The sequence below is a fragment of the [Bacteroides] pectinophilus genome, assembly GCA_025146925.1.
In the GTDB taxonomy this organism is placed as follows: domain Bacteria; phylum Bacillota; class Clostridia; order Lachnospirales; family Lachnospiraceae; genus Bacteroides_F; species Bacteroides_F pectinophilus.
Map to the genome: position 1 here is coordinate 2,850,385 of CP102260.1, position 18,994 is coordinate 2,869,378.

Consider the following 18,994-nt stretch of genomic DNA (forward strand, 5'->3'; position numbering starts at 1 on the left):
TTCAACAGTTGCATATATCATATGACTTTTTTTCTGCCCGCACATGCTTATGCACAACCACCGCAGAGATTATAACCGCTGCAATACACACACTCTTATCATATCTCATTGCAGCAAGCGCAGCCCACCAGCATGTAAATGTTATTATCGACCGCCTGGAATGCGGATTAATTCTGACCACCGAAAACAATATATAGAAAAATGCAAGGCACAGCGCAGGCACCCAGTCCGGTGCAAGCCCGATAAGCACACCGAACGATACGGCTATTGCTTTGCCTCCCCTGAACCTTCTGAACACCGGATATGCATGACCGAGCACCGGCGCAATCAGCACAGGTATTATGAGCATCGACTGCCCTGGTATATAATTAAGCGCCATATGCACCGGAAGATAGCCCTTGAGCAGATCTGCCGCAAGGACTAATATTCCGCACGGCACGCCTGCATTTTTAAATACATTTGCAGCCCCCGGATTCCCGTCATCACTCATCAGGGCAACATCCATGTCATACAGCCATTGCGGTATATAGTATGCCGACATAAAGCTTCCGCATACATATCCGGCTATGGCAAATATCAGCACAACCTTCATCTGCATAACTCCTCAATTATGTGAACAAGCTCCATGCCGCAGTTTCCTTTAATGCACCGCTTCTGGGCTTCTATCATCTGCTGCCGTCTGCTCCATGAGCTTATCAGTGCCATACCTTCATCCACAAGATTCTCACGCTTTGGCGCTATTGCCATTCCATGCCTTACAAACAGCCCGCTGTTAGCCTTCTCGCAGTCCGACAGCGGTTCCATAAATACAGCCGGAATCCTCATTATTGCGCTCTGCGTTGCCGTAAGACCGCCCGGCTTAGTAAATATCACATCGCATTTGTTCATGTAATCATAGACATTATTGACATAGCCGAGAACATTTATGTGTCTGTCATTGCCATAGCTTTCAAGCATTCTTGCGTGAAGCTTCTCATTATTGCCACATACCGCAGTTATGCTGCACTCAGGCATTCCATTCTTAATCAGCCCGCCACGCAGCTCTCCTACAATCTGTGACATTCTTCCGGCTCCCATGCTTCCGCCCATAACAAGTATGTCACTGCAGGTATCATTGGCAGTGCGCTTATCATTGGCAGTGTAATCTCTTGGAGCAGGTATTCCGAGCGGTATCAGCTTATCCCTGTCAATCCCGCGTCTTACAAAATCCTCCACGCAGTCCTCATGCGGTATGACATAATAATCACTGTCGGTCTCTTCCCAGAAAGGAATACTCGTATAGTCCGTTGCAACCGCAACCGTAAGCGGCAGCCTGTAACCATTCCTCTTCATCCACGTAATCGTCTCAACCGGATAGAGGTGCGGCATCACAATGGCATCATAATGCCCTTTTTCAATCACCTCTGCAAGATGCCCTGCCATACCCGCATTAGCATAGTACACAGGTGACTTTATATTGATATTATGGTTAAATGTGCTTACAGCCCTTCCGATGTGATACACACCACGGAATACCGCCGGACACGCCTTGACGCTCTTAACATATGCGCCGCACACAGCCCTGTCCACAAGCTTGCCGTGCAAAGCAAGATAATTAGGCATAAAGTCAGCCACATGGCCGCAATCTGTCAGTGCTTCCGCAATTCCCGCACCACAGGCATTGTGTCCTCCGCCGGTGGCACAAGACAGAACTAGAACCTTCATGTTGTGTATCTCCCTTCTGAAAAAGTGTGATTTGATGTTTCGGCAGGTGACGCGGGGAGAGGCGGCAAGGCAACGCAGGCCCGCTCTCGCTGCTTAGAGCTGGCAGCGGTACATAATGCGGCACAAGACGCCGCATAAGTACCGGCCGCTCTAAAAGCACCTGCTTATGCCTTACCGCCTCTCCCGCTGTGCGCATCCAGCCACAACAAATATACTATATAGCCAGGGGTTGGTGGGGGTGCCGTGCATCCAAGATGCACGCACCCCCACCCTGCTGTGATTTGTGTGTGGTCTGCGGCGCACTATGCAGGCGCCGGTACTTATGCTGCGTCCTTTGCAGCATTAGTATCCGCTGCGTCTGCATCGTAGCGGGAGCGGGCGCCGCGGATCACACACAAATCGCCCATCACCTTATATAATTTGTCGCAATCTTCTTCTCATACTCCGGTCTTTCAATTCCGGCCTTCTTACCTGCCTCAATGCACTTCAGGAGCCATGCCATATTCATTCCGAGCGTACGCATCGTCTGCATGCCTTCCTCATCCTGAACGACCTGCTCAGGCGTGTTGCCGTGAACCTGATTCCAGTATTGTGAAGTAACGATAGGCATATTTGAAATAGAAAAATATTTGTTAATCTGGTCAAATGCTGCTGTTGCACCTCCACGTCTGCAGCTTACAACTGCCGCTGCCGGCTTGCCTGCAACAAGGCCGCCTCTTCCGTAGAATGCTCTGTCCATAAAGCTCGTAAGCGCGCCCGAAGCAGATGCATAATGAACAGGGCTTCCGAATACGAATCCGTCTGCCTGTGACATTTTCTCTATAAATGTATTAACTACATCATTGCGGAAGCATCTGCCGCTCTTAAAACAGGCTCCACATCCGATACATCCTGCAACAGGATCATTGCCAAGCCACATTATCTCAGTCTCTATCCCTTCTTTGTTAAGAATCTTCTCCACCTCAGTAAGTGCCGTATATGTACAGCCCTTCTCGTGTGGACTTCCATTTACAAGAATTACTTTCATAATTTTCTTGACCTCCGTTAATTGAATAGTTGTTATTCCCAATCTGTCTGCCGAACACTTATAATATATCCAAAATGTCCTGCCGGACTGTATCTAAAATATTATTATACAACCAATGAGGTTTTTTCTCAACTATGTGCTTATAACCATATCCGCCATGTCATATCTGCCATCATACCCTTTAAGGATAGAGCTTTCTGCTTCCATATTCCTGCCTGCCGGCATTACCGTCTGCCGCCTCCGTTGCTGCCGCGTCCGCCGGCACCTCCGAAGCCGCCTCCGAAGCCGCCGCCAAAGCCTGCATTGCCGCTTGTTGTTGCTACCGAACTAAGCGTTACCTCTGTCTGTGTATCTCCTGTTACAAGTGTATATGTGCTGCCCTGAGCAAGTTCCGCCGTACTTATCACAACGCTTGAGAACTGCTTAGGCGATGTCCATGATATCAGCACATTTCCTGATGAATCCTTAAGACTTATTACTGAGCCTGCAGCTATTGTCTCTGAAAGATTAACAAGCATTGAGCACTGTGTAGAATTGCTTCCCATGCCCTGTGCCATTCCGCTTGAGCCTGCCGCTATGAGTGTTCCGCCTGTAATTGAGGCCTCTCCTTCATAATCAAGCGCACCGTTACCATTGCTTGTAGGGCCTGCAACATATACTGTTCCTCCTGTAATATAGAGATTGCCGTTTGAATCAATGCCGTCACCGCCTGCATTGACCGTTATTGTTCCGCCCGTAATCTTTATATATACATCATCATCGGATGCCGACCGGCTTGCAGGTGCCTGCATTTCCTGTGGCTGCTGTCCGTCCTGCGGCATCTGCATTTCCTGTGACTGTACATCAGCCCCCTTCTGTCTGCCAAATCCGCCAAATTCACCCTTCTGTTCGCCCGGCATCCGCTGTTCGTCTGAGCTTCCGCCCGTGGCTGAATTTATTCCGTCATCACCTGCCGTAAGATTAATTGTGCCGCCGCTTACAGTAATCCTGCGTCCTTCAATGCCCTCATAGCTGTCCGTGATTGTTATGCTGCCGTCCGTGATTATTGTATCGTAACTAGCATGGATTCCGTCATCGCCCGCAGCTATTGTGTATGTTCCTCCGGCGATTATGCAGCTTCCGTCTGCATGTATTGAGTCATCCTCCGACTTGATTGTAAATGTTCCGCCGGCAATATATATGCTGCCTTCCTTGGCATCGTCATCGTTGCCTGAGTTCAGTCCCTTGCTGCCTGCCGTAAGAGTAAAGCTGCCGTCAAGTATCTTAATTCCGTCCTTGCCTGCAAGACACGTCTTAACGGCATCAATTACATATGTTCCTCCGGTTATGCACAGTGTATCTTTTGTCACTATGCCGTGCCTGTAATCGGTATCAATCTTAAGAGTACCTGCTCCGTTAAGCGTGAGGTCACTCTTGCTGAATATTACGCCGTCAACCGTATTATCATCTGTCTGGACATACTCCGTACCACCTCCAAGGCTGTTTGTTGTGCCTGCCGGAAGTGTTACAAACACCTTATCCGCACTCTTTACATATACTGCGGCACTTGTATTACAATTAATCTCCGCATTATTAAGCACAAGCTGAACCTTGTCTGAATCCGATGCCGCGATAACAATCTGTCCGTCACTAAGAGATCCGCTTATAATATATGTTCCCGCTGACGTAATTGTTACCGTGCTTCCGCTTATGTTTACTCCGCTGCCGCTTACAACGGCACTGCTGCCGTTAAGCGTAATCTTTACCGCGCTGCTTTCATCATATTCGCTGCTTTTATCCCTGTCGGTAAAATTGATATCAACATTGGAATCTGTAAGCTCTATGTTCTTCTGATTTTCCGATACAGCCGTTGTAATGTATGCGCCGTTAGAAGAAACATCCGAGGAACTTCCTGCAGTGCCCGTCTGACCGCAGCCTGCAAGCGCTGACATGACAAGCGCACCTGACATGACAACCGCCGCGGCTGCATTTTTATTTATCAATAACTTTGTCATTATAATTCCTCCCTTGCCTGATTGGCTGCCCTGCTGCACATAATCTCAAGATTACCGTTGCGGCATCTCAGCTCATCTATCATATCCTTTTCCGTTCCCGAATCCTTAAGCCTGATGCGGTATTCAAGCTTGAACAGGCTTCCCATGCTTGAAGTCTTAACATTTACAAGCTCACATTTTGTAACATACTTATCAAATATCTCTTCAAATACATCCGTGTAATCAAGCGATTCCGGTATTGTTATTCTTAAGCTTCTCTCAAGCTCAGGCCTGTCGCCAAAGCTGCTGAGTGTAAGCACAACATTTACAAGCTCCATAATAATTACAAAAACCACTGCTGCTCCGATATAGCCCATTCCGCAAGCAAGACCTACTGCCATTGCAAGGAAAATGCTGTTAATCTCACGCGCCGTTCCCGGTACCGAACGGAACCTCACCAGTGAAAATGCACCCATAACCGCAACTCCTGCGCCGAGATTGCCATTTACAAGCATAATCACAAGCGCCACTATTGCCGGCATAAGCACCAGCGTTCCCACAAAGCTTTTTGTGTATGTGTTGCGGTACATGTGTGCTGCCGCTATCACCACGCCAAGCACCACCGACGCTATTATACATATTAAAAATGTCTGAATTGTAACTGTTCCTGTTGTTGTATCTGCTATTGACTGAAAAATTGTTATCATATTAATCTCCATTCCGCCCGTTTTTCAGGGCATCTCTAGTTTGTGTGTATCTCAACCTACCTGACTTAAGTACGCCCTTCCGTACTTTGAAAATGACGCAGGGTATATCCCCAGCTCATCAAGTACTTTTGTAAGCCACACCGGAATTGCCCCGCCGGCCTTAAGCTCCATAAGATGCTGCCCCGGTTCAAGTATGCTCTCACCTTCAACTCCCGCCGCAAGACTTAAGTTATATGAGCGGTACATAATATTCCGGTCAAATGTAATCCTCAGATCCGGATTTTCAAGTGAATAATATGCCTCGCGCTCATATGAAATGTACATCGCCGGTTTCAGATTCCCGTAGTAATCCCTGAACCAGTCTATTTCACGGAAAATCTGTGTATCGCAAGGTGCCTTCGTGTGGCCTGCCAGATATTCATCAGATTGTGCGAGTGTCAGCGTCTCACGCCTCTTATATACGATTCCGTTGTACTTCTTTTTCAGTTCAACAAAAACCTTATCCTCCGCTCCTGCCGTTCCGTAGCTTCTGAGCCTGAGCTTCTCCTTGTACACAGGCTTTTCAAGAGATTTCCTTATAATCCTGAAATCGGGAGTATCATAATAAATGTTGCATATCGTTGACCTGCCATGCTCATCCTCAACAAGCCTTGCCTGCAGGCGCTCCTTCAGACTGTTATACACATCGTCATCCAGAAGGTATTTTATTTCGCGCCTTTTAAATGTCATTATATTGTTCATAATGCCTCCTGTCTCTTATTTTAAATATTAAAAAAGTGGATATATGGTTGTTTTTCCTTTCCATATATCCACTATAAAATACAAACTTAAATTGAAACTTAATTTTAGAAATTTGTGTAAAATAAATTTATTTACACGTTGCGTAATTACTTTTTCAATGTTATGATATACACATAGTGTAAATATAGGAGATTGTATATTATGGAAAAACAAACCGAATGTCAGATTGAAATTAAAAAGCTCCGAGAATCTACCGGAATGAATCGTAAAGAATTTTGTGAGGTATTTGACATTCCTTACAGAACAGTTACAGAGTGGGAAAGAGGAACGCGCAATGCCCCCAATTATGTACTTCGACTTTTAGCATATTATATCAGGATGGAAAACATGGTTAACAAGAAAGGCGATAATGATGGCAAAGACTATTAGAGATACAATTCATGCCAACGGGATAGATATACGCATTTATTCTGAAGACTTGAAGAATGACTATATTTCTTTGACAGATATAGCAAGAAAACGGGAAGGCGATTATCCGGGATACGTTATTCAGAACTGGCTGCGCAATAAAAGTACAGTTTCATTTGTTGGTTTGTGGGAATCTATTCATAATCCGAATTTTAATTATATCGAATTCGAGGCAATTAAAAATGAAGCCGGTCTGAATAGTTTTGTATTGACACCAAAACGATGGGTAGAAACAACTAATGCAATAGGCATTGTCACAAAAGGCGGAAGGTATGCTGCTACATATGCATATAAGGATATTGCATTTGAATTTGCTTCGTGGATTTCTCCGGAATTTAAGTTATATATAATTGAAGATTATCAAAGATTAAAAGAAGGTGAACAAGCCAGATTATCTTTAGAATGGAATCTTAACAGAGAACTGTCTAAGTTAAATTATCGCATCCATACAGATTCCATTAAAGACAATCTGATTCCTCCATTGCTGACACCTCAGCAGATATCATATACATATGCCAGCGAAGCAGATTTGATCAATACCGTATTGTTTGGAAAGACTGCTAAGCTTTGGAGAGAATGTAATCCTGATAAAAAGGGGAATATTCGCGATCAGGCAACAATTCATCAATTACTCGTGCTTGCCAATCTTGAAAGCTATAATGCAATCCTTATTAAGCAAGGAAAGCCTCAGTCAGAGAGGATGCCGTTATTACACGAACTAGCAGTACAGCAAATGACAACACTCAGCAGATTAGAATTAGGCAATTTACCCGGCATTGAGAATAAAAAATAAATTTTACCCACTCCCACTACGCCCGCACAAGCGTCACCGTGAAGCATGCGCCGCCGTCTTTTTTCTCTGCGCTTATCCTGCCTTTGTGAAGCTGTACGACAGCCTGTGCCACCGAAAGGCCTATACCATAGCCTCCCGTGCTTCTTGAACGTGATTCATCTGTCCTGTAGAATCTGTCAAAAAGCTTATTCATATCATCCGGCAGCTCTCCGTGATAGGAATTATACACAGAGAATACTGCCTTGCGTCCGTTTATCCACAATTTCACGCTCATGCTTCCGCCATCTGTGCAATACTTTATCGCATTGTCAATAAGAAGTGACACAAGCTCGGCAAGTCTTCCCGAATCTCCCATAACACGCACATTATCAGCTATATCGGTACTGCATGTAATATTTTTCTTCTGCATCATAGCCATGAAGCTGTCCGTACTGCTGCGAACCGTTTCGCTCAGATTAACATTTACAAATTCAGGTTTTTCGGACATCTCATCCATGCGGCTTAATTCAAGCATGCCCTTAACCAGGACATTCAGTCTCTCGACCTGATTGCAGATACTCTTCGTCCACTCAGTCTCACCATTCATCATCTCAATAACCTCTGCGTTGGCAGATATTATTGCAAGCGGTGTCTTAATCTCATGTCCGGCATCCGTTATAAATCTTTTCTGCTTTTCTATACTCTGTGCCACCGGCTTTATCGCACGCCTTGAGAATATCATAACAAGTACTGTGACGAGTGCAAGACAGACTACTCCTATAATCACCGACAACAGGGCAAAATTGCGCATCGTACGCAGGCTCTCATCACAGTCAAGAAATACAATAAGCTTCCCATCGTCTTTTACGGTAACCTTGAATCTGTAATTACCATTGTAGCCTTCCGTTCTTCCACCCTTGAGCACACTGTCAGCCATCTGCCTTGCGCCATCCCGGGACACCGCCGCTATGCTGTCGGTATTTATATCACAGGTGCCGTCATTTTTAATATATACAGAGAAATATCGCGTACGGAACTTAGCCTCAGGGGACGCAAGTGCTCCCGGTCTGCTGCCGTTTTTCTGCCATGCATCACCCTGCTGTGGACTGTCCTGTTGCGGATTGTCCTGCTGCGGGCTGCCCGTCTTTACCTTCATTGAATCCTTATTATTATCCGGAAATCTTCCATCGTTGTCACTGATCATGTGAAGAATCGTGTCCGAATCCTGCTCTGTCTGTATCATATTAGCGGCATTAATTCCGGCAAGAAGCACTATCATTACGATTGCAACTGACAATGCCGTTATCATTACAAATTTTCTCTGGAGACGTTTTATCAACCTACTGCCCTCCGTTCTGCTCTCCCGTACCTTCAAGCCTGTAGCCAAGCCCCCGCACTGCCTTAATTTCAACCGGAGCATTAATCTGTGTAAGCTTGCGCCTGAGATTGGATATATTGACCCAGACAACATTTACATTGATATCAGTCTCATACCCCCAGACATGCTCAATAAACTGCTCTGACGAGACAAGCCTGCCCTTATTTCTCATAAGCATCTCAAGCATCTGGTATTCCTTGTTGACAAGCTGCACTTCACCGCCGTTATACTCGAGCATGCAGTTCCCGCGGTTAAGCTTCATTCCGTCAACATCGAGCGTATCAGGCGCATATGATGCCGTACGTCTCGTCATTACACGTATCCTTGCAAGCAGCTCCTTCATTGCAAATGGTTTTGTAAGGTAATCATCCGCTCCCGTATCAAGTCCAAGCACGCGGTCTTCTACCTCCGACTTTGCCGTAAGAAGCAGCACAGGTGTCTTTATGCCGTCCTTTCTCAGTTGTGCAAGCACATCAATGCCATTGCGCTTCGGCATCATTATATCAAGTATAATTCCGTCATAATCATCCGTCACTGCCCAGTCATATGCATCTGCTCCGTCATATACGGCATCAACTATATAATTATTGGCTTTCAGCACAGCCACAAGTGCATTGGAAAGCTCCTTCTCATCCTCAGCAAGTAAAAGCTTCATTATAATCCTCCATTTGCAGTTGCAAAATGCATTCTCTATCTTCCCATATGCTGATAAAGCGTTGAAGGAATCTCGCCTGACGCACCTGTATTAACAGCTTTGTCGAGTATTGAAACCTTAATAATCTGCTTTCCCTCATACTGTACCTTACATTCAACACCGGCACCCGATGCTTTTGCTTCTACAGCATCCGCAAAATCCTTATATGCAATCTGCTCTCCGCTGTTATTATAGAAAGTACATCCGTCTGCAAGCGGCTGCTTTGTTACTTCCTTCCTGCTTCCGTTATCCGTCGTATATCCACCAAGCACCTTAAGACTTCTCTCTGCTGTTGTAACATTCATCACAAGCTCTGATGAAGCTGTAACCTGTGCTGTGCTGACGTTATTCCCCACATTGCTGCCTTCACTGACGTTTCCTTTGGCAGCACCGCAGCCTGTCATAATAATCATTGCACACGCACACGCCATTGCTGATAACATCTTTCTTTTCATTATAGTTCCCTCCTAAGCACCCTGATTCTCCGCCCCCTAAAAAAGGCAAACAAAAAACACCGCCCCCGCAGCTCCTACGTCTGCAAAAACAGTGCTTTTCTTAGTGCGCCTCCAGGGGTTCGAACCCTGGACACCCTGATTAAGAGTCAGGTGCTCTACCAACTGAGCTAGAAGCGCATGTGATAAATTTTACTGTTCAGGAAGCTTTCATGTTTTGTTCACTTGCTGAACACAATGGTTATTATATATGATGGTTTCAAAAAATGCAAGTACTTTTTTAAAATTTTTTAAAATTTTTTGACACAATTTGTACAATTCCCCGTAAATCCCCTGTTTTAGCGCTTTTTCAGCGGTTTGGGATTAGTATGGCAGGGGTCTGAATTAATAATTTTGTATATTTCGCGATAAGAATTTTTCATTTTTATTAAGCATCTGTTGAATTTGCAATTCTTATACATAAACAAATCCATCCGGCTATAGAATCTTCTGCGCATCCTGATACCTATTGTACTGATTAACGATGTTACATTATTATATGCATCTTCAGGAATAACTGTTAACAAAAAGGACAAAAGGTCTTCCACCGCTTAAGAGCGGACTCATACGGATTCCGGCCTTTTGTCCCTGCATCAGATAATAACTATGCCTGTATATCTCCGGTCTGCCTTACAGCTATCAGCTTGCAGATTGGATTACCCATTGAAGAAAACTTCTCTTCATATTCTGTCATGACATTGCCCTCGTTAAGAACCGCATCGTTATGGAGATCATGCGTCTGGGCTGTAAGTCTCCATTTTGTCTCTCCTATCTCCTCAAGTGACCAGTCAAACAGATCCACGTTGTCTGTCTTGAACTGTACTTCTCCGTCAGGAGCAAGAATATAATCATATCGGTCAAAAAACTGTCTTGATGTCAGACGTCGCTTCGCGTGCCTGTCTTTTGGCCACGGATCTGAAAAGTTAAGGTAAATGCGTCCAACCTCATGTTCACCGAATACATCCTTTATATTCTCCGCATCCATTCTTATGAACTTAAGGTTAGGAAGCTGTTTCTCGTTCTGTTTTTCTACAGCACGAAGAAGCACACTTGAATACTTTTCAATTCCTACATAATTAATATCCGGATTCTGCTCGGCCAGCGTAGTTATAAACTGTCCCTTTCCCATTCCGACTTCTATGTAAATAGGATTATCATTGCCAAATACTTCATTCCATGTTCCGCTCATCCCTGCCGGCTCAGTGAACACAAAACCGCTTTCTTCCATAACATCCCTTGCACCGGGTACATTTCTAAGACGCATATTCCATTCCTTTCAATTTGAAAATATATACATTAAAATCTATATTATATGAAATCTCCACAAAAGTCTACCAAAACTGTCCACCAAAACCAAATGTGCTATTGCACGTTTTTTCATTTTACAATATAATTTAAGGATAGCCTTAAAACATAATCAAATTAATAATGAGGATTAACAGGATGAACTTCAATAAAATAAAGCTACATAATATCAGGAAAACATTACTGCGTTCAACCGCTGCAGCGCTCTGTGCCGTAACAATATCAGCTTCAGCTGCGTTATCAGTATCCGCTGCCACGGCTTCAACCGCAGCTACCAATGCTGCAACATCAGCCGTCAATGGCACTGTGCAGAGCACAACCGGTACAACCGATACAACCGGCAATTCCCAGGGCAGTTCTGATAATCAATGGCCCGCATCACCAACGATATCTGCCGGAAGTGCCATTCTTATAGATGCAGACACAGGCGCCATTTTATATGAGAAGGACTGCCACTCGCGTGCATATCCCGCAAGTACAACCAAGATAATGACTTCTCTTCTTGCAATCGAGAACAGTTCTCTTGATGATGTGATAACATTTTCCAAGGCAGCTGCCAACAGTTATAAGTGGGATGAGGCCAATACAGGCACACGTGAAGGTGAGCAGTTCACAATGGAACAGGCTCTCTATGCCACGCTTCTTAAGTCAGCCAATGAAGTTGCCTACGGAATTGGCGAATACATCGCCGGAAGCATTCCCGCATTTTCAGATATGATGAATGAGCGTGCCAGGGAACTCGGCGCACTTAACACACATTTTAACAACCCTAACGGTCTTTCCGATACCAATCATTATACGACTGCTTATGATCTTGCAATGATTGGACGCGCATGCTTTAACAACTCTACATTCATGACGATATCTTCTTCCGTAAATTACAGCATACCTCCTACCAACAAGACTGCTGAGACGCGTTACTTCAGGCAGCGCCATGGCATGGCAAACAGCAACGGATATCAGTATGAGTACTTCAAAGGCGGTAAGACGGGCTTTACGGATGAGTCGGGATATACTCTTATCACATTTGCACAGAAAGATGATATGAGGCTTATATGCGTTGTGTTCCGCGAATCAGATGACGCATCAAGATATGTTGATTCCAAAGCACTGTTTGATTACGGATTTAATAATTTTAAAAAAGCTCCAATATCCAGCAGCGATGTAAGCTCGCTGTTTAACAGCTCCAACTACTACAATTCCAAAGTGTTTGGCAACGCCGGGATATCATTCTCCATGGATTCGGCTTATGTGGATATTCCTCAGAGTGCCTCAATTACTGATATTGATATATCCGTCTCCGAGAACAGCGAAGCATCTGATAATAACTACGACTTCACGGCAGATGTTTCATTCAACTACGGCAGTCACAAAGTCGGAACAGCCACACTTCTCGTTACAACTCCGAAGTCCGACACCAAAGATACCAATCTCCCTTACATTCAAGAGAGTACTTCTTCTGTAGTGAGCCAAAAAAATTGCCTTGTCATCAATATATGGCATGTTATAATTATGATTATTGCGGTTCTTATAATCTTCGAGATAATTGACACCGTACATGATAATAAGATGAGAAAGCACCGCAGGAGATCATATAACCGAAGAAGACACAGATAAACCAAAGGCGGATGTTTAATCATCCGTCTTTTTTATTACAGAAAAGCTTTTATTACAGGAAAGGAAAAGTATGTTCAGCAATAAAGATATTTTCAAATTAATCATACCGCTCATAATAGAGCAGATTCTTAATTCCGTCATGGGCATGATGGATTCACTTATGGTCAGTACCGTAGGTCCGACCGCAATCTCGGCGGTATCTCTTGTAGACTCGATAAACACACTTATCATACAGGTATTCTCAGCACTTGCAACAGGCGGGGCAATCGTATGCTCACAGTACATCGGAAGCCGCAACCACAAAAAAGCCAACGAATCCGGCCAGCAGCTTTTACTTTCCGTGTTTGCAATCTCACTGATAATTACAGCATTTGCAGTAATATTAAGGAGACCGCTGCTTTCATTAATATTCGGAAGCGTTGAGCCGGCAATCATGAATAATGCACTTACTTACCTTGTAATAACGGCATTTTCATATCCTTTTATTGCGCTCTACAATGCAGGTGCGGCACTCTACCGAGCATGTGGCAATTCCAAATATCCAATGACAATCTCCATGGTTGCCAATGTCGTAAATGTAGCCGGTAACGCAATCCTTATATTCGGCCTGCACTGCGGCGTTGAAGGTGTCGCAATTCCAACACTTGTCTCACGTGCTTTCTGTGCCGTTGTCGTGCTTTACAGCCTGCGTAAGCCTAAGCAGGAGATTGTCATCAGCAATTACTCGTCAGTGCGCCCGCAATGGGCTCTTATCGGCACTATCTTAAGTGTCGGAATACCTACCGGCATCGAAAACGGAATGTTCCAGTTCGGCAAGCTTGCAATCCAGTCTACCGTATCCACACTCGGAACAGATGCCATTGCCGCCAACGCCATGCAGACAATACTTGAATCCTTCAACAGTATGGCTGCAATCGGCATAGGTCTCGGAACAATAACCATCGTCGGCCAGTGTATGGGTGCAGGCAGACCTGACGAAGCAAAGCGATACATAATAAAGCTTGCCAAATACGCCGAGGTTGCACTTATCATCTCATGTGCTCTCACCTATTTTGCAACAAGACCGCTTGCGGTGCTTGGCAACATGACACCTGAAAGCACGCGTATGTTTATAGAAATGTCGACCTTCGTATCAATAATAAAGCCTATTCCGTGGATATTCTCATTCAGCCTTGCATACGGAATGCGTGCCGCCGGTGATGTTAAGTTCTCAATGATTGTATCATCAATCACAATGTGGACCTGCCGTGTTCTTATAGTTACAATCCTCTGCCGCGTATTCGGCTTCGGTCCGATTGCAGTGTGGATAGGTATGGCGTGTGACTGGTTTGTACGTGGAATATGCTTTACGACAAGATTTATCAGTGGCAGATGGAGTCAGATAAAAGTAATAGATAAGGCTGCCGGCAATTAGCTGGCAGCCAGTCCTCCCGTATACAGCTGGTAATATCTTCCCTTAAGTTCCATGAGCTGGTCATGATTGCCACGCTCTATTATCCGTCCGTTCTCAAGCACCATGATGCAGTCTGAGTTACGCACTGTTGAAAGTCTGTGGGCAATTACAAATGTTGTCCTGCCCTTCATAAGCTTATCCATTCCGTCCTGTACAATCCGCTCCGTTCTTGTATCAATTGAGCTTGTTGCCTCGTCAAGTATGAGTGCCGGAGGGTCTGCTATTGCGGCTCTTGCAATGGCAAGAAGCTGTCTCTGTCCCTGGCTTAAGTTAGCACCGTCACCCGTAAGTACCGTGTCATAGCCGTCAGGAAGCTTTCTGATAAAGCTGTCCGCATTGGCAAGCTTTGCTGCTGCAATAACTTCATCGTCAGTTGCATCAAGCTTTCCGTATCTGATATTATCACGTACTGTTCCCGTGAACAGATGCGTATCCTGAAGAACTATTCCGAGAGAATGTCTTAAGTCATCCTTCCTGATATGGTTAATATTTATTCCGTCATATCTTATCTTACCGTCCTGAATATCATAGAAACGGTTAATAAGATTCGTAATAGTAGTCTTTCCCGCACCTGTCGAACCTACAAATGCAATCTTCTGTCCCGGTGTCGCATACAGATTTACTCCGTGAAGGACTATCTTATCAGGGTTATATCCAAAGTCAACATCATCAAATACAACATCGCCCTTAAGCTCAACAAGCTCCTCTGTTCCGTCCTTATGTATATTTTTCCATGCCCACATATCGGTTCTTTCGTCAGTCTCAGTAAGAACACCATTCTCAAGCTTTGCATTTACAAGAGTTACATTGCCCTCATCCTCTTCATGAACCTCGTCAAGCAGCCTGAATACCCTCTCTGCACCCGCAAGGCCCATTATAACGCTGTTAAGCTGCTGGCTCATCTGGTTGATAGGCTGGTTGAAGCTCTTATTAAATGTAAGGAAGCTCGCAAGCCCGCCAAGAGTGAAACCGCCAAAGCCGTTAAGTGCAAGCACACCGCCGACCATTGCACACACAACGTAGCTTATGTTGCCAATCTGCATGGTTACCGGCCCCATGATGTTAGCGAACTGGTTGGCATTATATGAACTCTCGCAGAGCTTATCATTAAGTCTGTTGAAGTTCTCTATGCTTTCTTCTTCATGACAGAATACCTTGACAACCTTCTGTCCGTCCATCATTTCCTCTATATAGCCGTTAACCCTGCCAAGCTCCTTCTGCTGCGCAATAAAGTATTTACTGCTTCTTCCGGCGATTGCCTTGGTAGATGTAAGTGTGACTGCAACCATAATCAATGTAACAACCGTAAGCGGAACATTGAGCACTATCATGCTTATAAATACACTGACAACCGTAATTACACTGTTAAGAAGCTGCGGCATGCTCTGGCTTATCATCTGTCTGAGTGTATCAATATCGTTAGTATATATTGACATGATATCGCCATGCGCATGTGTATCAAAGAACTTTATCGGAAGTCCCTCCATGTTGGAAAACAGATCCTGACGGAGGTCTCTTAGTGTTCCCTGTGTGACATTAACCATAATTCTGCTGTAAACCCATGTTGACAGCGCACCAATCGCATAGAACACCGCTACTCTTGCCATCGCTGCAAGAAGCGGTCCAAAGTCAGGGTCTGCACTTCCCATCATAGGGAGTATATAATCATCAATAAGTGTCTGCATAAAGAGTGTACCGCGTACACTGGCAAGCACACCGACAAATATGCATATGACAACTACTGCAATATGAACAGTATATTTTCTCATGACATACTGCATGATTCTTTTAAACAGCTTGCCGGGATTAGCTACCTTCGGTCTTGGTCCGCGTCCCCTTGCTCCCGGTCCGCCCTTGAATTCACGTACTTTCTCTGCCATACTATTCTCCTTTCCCAGGCTCATCAAAGTCACCGCCGCCACCGGTCTGTGACTCATATACATCACGATAGATTTCATTGGACTTCATAAGCTCATCGTGGTTACCAAATCCGCTTACCACTCCGTCATCAAGCACAATTATTCTGTCACAGTGCTCAACACTTGAGATTCGCTGCGCAATGATAATCTTCGTAGTATCGGGAATTTCCTTTGCAAATGCGCTTCTTATCCTGGCATCTGTCGCCGTATCAACAGCACTTGTAGAGTCATCAAGAATAAGAATCTTAGGCTTCTTAAGCAGTGCTCTTGCGATACAGAGTCTCTGCTTCTGTCCGCCGGATACGTTGCTTCCGCCCTGCTCAATATATGTCTTATATCCGTCAGGGAATCTCTCGATAAATTCATCCGCGCACGCAAGCTCACAGGCACGTCTGCATTCTTCCTCCGTTGCATTCTTATTGCCCCAGCGGAGATTATCAAGAATTGTACCCGAGAAAAGGACGTTCTTCTGAAGAACAACCGATACCTCATCTCTCAACGTCTCGATATCATATTCTCTTACATCCCTTCCGCCAACGTATACGGCACCTCCGTTAACGTCATACAGACGGCTTATAAGATTGACAAGACTTGACTTTGCGCTTCCGGTTCCGCCGATAATGCCAATCGTCTCGCCTGCATTTATACTGATGTTAATATCCTTAAGTACAGGCTCTGCGACATTCTTTCCATATGCAAAATTAACGTGATCAAACCTTACGCTTCCGTCAGCAACCTCATATACAGGCTCTTGAGGATTGCAGATATCAGTTTTCTCATTAAGCACCTCAGCAATACGTCTTGCACTTGCCGCACTCATCGTTATCATTACAAATACCATCGAGAGCATCATAAGGCTCATCAGGATATTCATGCAATATGTAAGAAGGCTCATCAGCTCTCCTGTCGTAAGGGAGCCTCCGACTATCATCTTAGCACCCATCCAGCTTATGCAGAGGATACATGTATAGACCGTTGTCTGCATAAGAGGTGCGTTGAGCGTAGTTATCTTCTCGGCATTTACAAACATATTGTAAATGTTACCGTTCGCCTTTTTGAACTTATCCTTCTCGTAATCCTCACGTACATATGCCTTGACAACGCGGATTGCTGATATGTTCTCCTGAACGCTTGCATTAAGGTCATCGTATTTTTCAAACACCATTCCAAAATACTTCGTTGCCCTGCTCATAATAAGCACAAGCGCACACCCAAGTACTATTACTGCTATCAGATATACGCTTGCAAGTCTCGCATTAATGATAAATGCCATTACCATTGCGCAGATAAGCGAAAACGGTGCTCTCATACACATTCTCAGAATCATCTGATATGCATTCTGTACATTGGTCACATCGGTTGTAAGCCTTGTTACAAGACCTGCAGTACTGAACTTATCAATATTAGAGAATGCAAATGTCTGTATGTTCTCATACATTGCCTTCCTTAAGTTCCTTGCAAATCCTGTAGAGGCCTTGGCACCATACTTGCCGCCAAGCACACCGAATAACAGTCCAAGTGCCGCGACAACAACCATCATTGCACCAACCGTATATATATGCTTCATGTTGCCCGCTTCGACACCTTTATCAATGATTGATGCCATAAGCACGGGAATCGCTGTCTCCATGATTACTTCAAGAATCATGAATATAGGCGTCGCAATTGAAGCTGCTTTGTACTCTTTAATATGTGCCGCCAGCGTTTTAATCATATTCTTCCACTTCCTTTTCAATAGATTTCAACAATGTTAATATGTTAGCGTGCTAACAATAATAATACAATATTTTTTTAATGTCAAGCCGCTATTTGTGTACATTTTGTGACCTTTGCTTGACATCCGCCTTATTACAAATTAAAATGAAAACTGTTTACAATCTGATGCATATGAATGGAGTTTCGCGTGAAGAAAAGACTTGGTCATGAATTTCGTGTTGTTCACAACAAAATAAACAGATACATATCCTGCTTTATCAGTGAGATCGGCAAGTCAGAAGCTCTCACACAGCCTCAGTGCCATATTCTCGGGTACCTTATGGCTCACAAAGATACGGATGTATTCCAGCGCGACATTGAGAATGAATTCGATATATCACGCGCCACAGCAACCAATACACTTCAGGTCATGGAGCGCCACGGACTTATAATGCGTGTAGGCTGTCCCGAAGATGCCCGTCTTAAGAAGCTTGTCATAACAGATAAGGGTCGTGATGTATTTGAGTTGTTTGTACCATATTTTAAGAAAATGGATAACCAGATTACTAAAGGTTTCTCCAGAAAAGAGATTGAGCAACTCTATGATTTTCTTAAGCGCATACAGAAGAATCTTGACCCACCGTATTAATGTGTAAGCTTATGCTCAAGCTCCATATGGGCATACATTCTGGATACACTCCATGATGCATTAGTCTTTGTAAGTATTGCTTTGTAACCTATGTCAACATTATCCCTTCTCAATGCAAACAACAGTCTGTCCATATGCTTTTCCGTAAGCCCGCACATTACCATAAGGCTTTTATCCGGACTAAATGCTGTACCTGCGCTGCTTACCGCATCATCTGTTTCGGCAATCATTCCTATTGTTTTTCCATACTCCGCTTTATCTGCAACTTTAGTCTTAATCCGCATCTGTGATGCTATTCTCTGAACTTTGGAACTCACAGCGGATGATACTTCAAACAGTAATATTTTCTCTGACATATTCCCTCCCGGATACTTTACACGGATACTTTAATTCCATACTTT

The 18,994-nt window shown here is 44.4% G+C and carries 18 protein-coding genes and 1 tRNA gene; 5 read left to right on the forward strand and 14 right to left on the reverse strand.

Features of this window, described 5'->3' with window-relative positions:
- Window position 1: 1 nt before the first annotated feature.
- The 6 genes from NQ488_13570 to NQ488_13595 all read right to left on the reverse strand — a co-directional run bounded on the left by NQ488_13570 (window position 2) and on the right by NQ488_13595 (window position 6,152).
- A complete protein-coding gene (locus NQ488_13570; GenBank protein UWN95552.1) occupies window positions 2–592 on the reverse strand; it encodes a glycerol-3-phosphate acyltransferase in 591 nt (196 codons plus the stop codon).
- Entirely contained in the window at window positions 589–1,704 is a 1,116-nt protein-coding gene (locus NQ488_13575) for a glycosyl transferase (GenBank protein UWN95553.1), read from the reverse strand. Before NQ488_13575 ends, NQ488_13570 begins: the two co-directional genes overlap by 4 nt.
- A gap of 406 nt (window positions 1,705–2,110) precedes the next feature.
- Window positions 2,111–2,731 carry a flavodoxin family protein gene (locus NQ488_13580; protein ID UWN95554.1) on the reverse strand — a complete coding sequence of 207 codons (621 nt, stop codon included), beginning with the start codon at window positions 2,729–2,731 and terminating at the stop codon, window positions 2,111–2,113.
- 224 nt (window positions 2,732–2,955) lie between these two features.
- Window positions 2,956–4,725: a carbohydrate-binding domain-containing protein gene (locus tag NQ488_13585; protein ID UWN95555.1), complete on the reverse strand. Its 1,770-nt coding sequence runs from the start codon at window positions 4,723–4,725 to the stop codon at window positions 2,956–2,958.
- Window positions 4,725–5,411, reverse strand: coding sequence for a DUF4956 domain-containing protein (locus NQ488_13590; protein ID UWN95556.1), 687 nt, complete (start codon window positions 5,409–5,411; stop codon window positions 4,725–4,727). The genes NQ488_13585 and NQ488_13590 overlap by 1 nt, the downstream gene beginning before the upstream one ends.
- 51 nt (window positions 5,412–5,462) lie before the next feature.
- Window positions 5,463–6,152 (reverse strand): polyphosphate polymerase domain-containing protein, encoded by a 690-nt coding sequence (locus tag NQ488_13595; GenBank protein UWN95557.1) that lies wholly within the window; start codon window positions 6,150–6,152, stop codon window positions 5,463–5,465.
- A 201-nt stretch (window positions 6,153–6,353) separates the two neighbouring features.
- Here NQ488_13595 and NQ488_13600 point away from each other — a divergent pair, with 201 nt between their 5' ends.
- On the forward strand, window positions 6,354–6,581 hold the full coding sequence (locus tag NQ488_13600; GenBank protein UWN95558.1) for a helix-turn-helix domain-containing protein: 228 nt from the start codon (window positions 6,354–6,356) through the stop codon (window positions 6,579–6,581).
- The gene (locus tag NQ488_13605; GenBank protein ID UWN97174.1) at window positions 6,565–7,413 is read left to right on the forward strand and encodes a KilA-N domain-containing protein; all 849 of its coding nucleotides are present in this window, start codon (window positions 6,565–6,567) and stop codon (window positions 7,411–7,413) included. The genes NQ488_13600 and NQ488_13605 overlap by 17 nt, the downstream gene beginning before the upstream one ends.
- A 16-nt stretch (window positions 7,414–7,429) precedes the next feature.
- Here the strand turns inward: NQ488_13605 and NQ488_13610 are convergent, their stop codons facing one another.
- The 5 genes from NQ488_13610 to trmB form a co-directional block, all read right to left on the reverse strand.
- Window positions 7,430–8,731 (reverse strand): HAMP domain-containing histidine kinase, encoded by a 1,302-nt coding sequence (locus NQ488_13610; protein UWN95559.1) that lies wholly within the window; start codon window positions 8,729–8,731, stop codon window positions 7,430–7,432.
- 1 nt (window position 8,732) lies between these two features.
- On the reverse strand, window positions 8,733–9,425 hold the full coding sequence (locus NQ488_13615; GenBank protein ID UWN95560.1) for a response regulator transcription factor: 693 nt from the start codon (window positions 9,423–9,425) through the stop codon (window positions 8,733–8,735).
- A 35-nt stretch (window positions 9,426–9,460) separates the two neighbouring features.
- Window positions 9,461–9,919, reverse strand: a complete 459-nt coding sequence (locus NQ488_13620) for a hypothetical protein (protein UWN95561.1) — start codon at window positions 9,917–9,919, stop codon at window positions 9,461–9,463.
- A 104-nt stretch (window positions 9,920–10,023) separates the two neighbouring features.
- Window positions 10,024–10,096 (reverse strand) — tRNA-Lys (locus NQ488_13625).
- Window positions 10,097–10,559: 463 nt separating this feature from the next.
- Window positions 10,560–11,219: a tRNA (guanosine(46)-N7)-methyltransferase TrmB gene (gene trmB / locus NQ488_13630; GenBank protein UWN95562.1), complete on the reverse strand. Its 660-nt coding sequence runs from the start codon at window positions 11,217–11,219 to the stop codon at window positions 10,560–10,562.
- 179 nt (window positions 11,220–11,398) lie between these two features.
- On the opposite strand from trmB, the gene NQ488_13635 reads away from it, so the two are divergent.
- Together NQ488_13635 and NQ488_13640 are read left to right on the forward strand one after the other, a co-directional pair.
- The gene (locus NQ488_13635; GenBank protein ID UWN95563.1) at window positions 11,399–12,877 is read left to right on the forward strand and encodes a D-alanyl-D-alanine carboxypeptidase; all 1,479 of its coding nucleotides are present in this window, start codon (window positions 11,399–11,401) and stop codon (window positions 12,875–12,877) included.
- Window positions 12,878–12,947: 70 nt separating this feature from the next.
- The gene (locus NQ488_13640) at window positions 12,948–14,291 is read left to right on the forward strand and encodes an MATE family efflux transporter (protein UWN95564.1); all 1,344 of its coding nucleotides are present in this window, start codon (window positions 12,948–12,950) and stop codon (window positions 14,289–14,291) included.
- Here the strand turns inward: NQ488_13640 and NQ488_13645 are convergent.
- Together NQ488_13645 and NQ488_13650 are read right to left on the reverse strand one after the other, a co-directional pair.
- The gene (locus NQ488_13645) at window positions 14,288–16,210 is read right to left on the reverse strand and encodes an ABC transporter ATP-binding protein/permease (protein ID UWN95565.1); all 1,923 of its coding nucleotides are present in this window, start codon (window positions 16,208–16,210) and stop codon (window positions 14,288–14,290) included. The genes NQ488_13640 and NQ488_13645 overlap by 4 nt on opposite strands.
- 1 nt (window position 16,211) lies before the next feature.
- A complete protein-coding gene (locus NQ488_13650) occupies window positions 16,212–17,963 on the reverse strand; it encodes an ABC transporter ATP-binding protein/permease (protein UWN95566.1) in 1,752 nt (583 codons plus the stop codon).
- A 189-nt stretch (window positions 17,964–18,152) separates the two neighbouring features.
- Between NQ488_13650 and NQ488_13655 the strand changes: the two genes are divergently transcribed.
- Window positions 18,153–18,593, forward strand: a complete 441-nt coding sequence (locus NQ488_13655; protein UWN95567.1) for a MarR family winged helix-turn-helix transcriptional regulator — start codon at window positions 18,153–18,155, stop codon at window positions 18,591–18,593.
- On the opposite strand, the gene NQ488_13660 is transcribed toward NQ488_13655, so the two are convergent.
- Complete coding sequence (locus tag NQ488_13660; protein UWN95568.1) at window positions 18,590–18,949, reverse strand: DUF3783 domain-containing protein; 360 nt, start codon at window positions 18,947–18,949, stop codon at window positions 18,590–18,592. The two genes, NQ488_13655 and NQ488_13660, sit on opposite strands and share 4 nt — an antisense overlap.
- Between the last annotated feature and the right edge of the window lie 45 nt (window positions 18,950–18,994).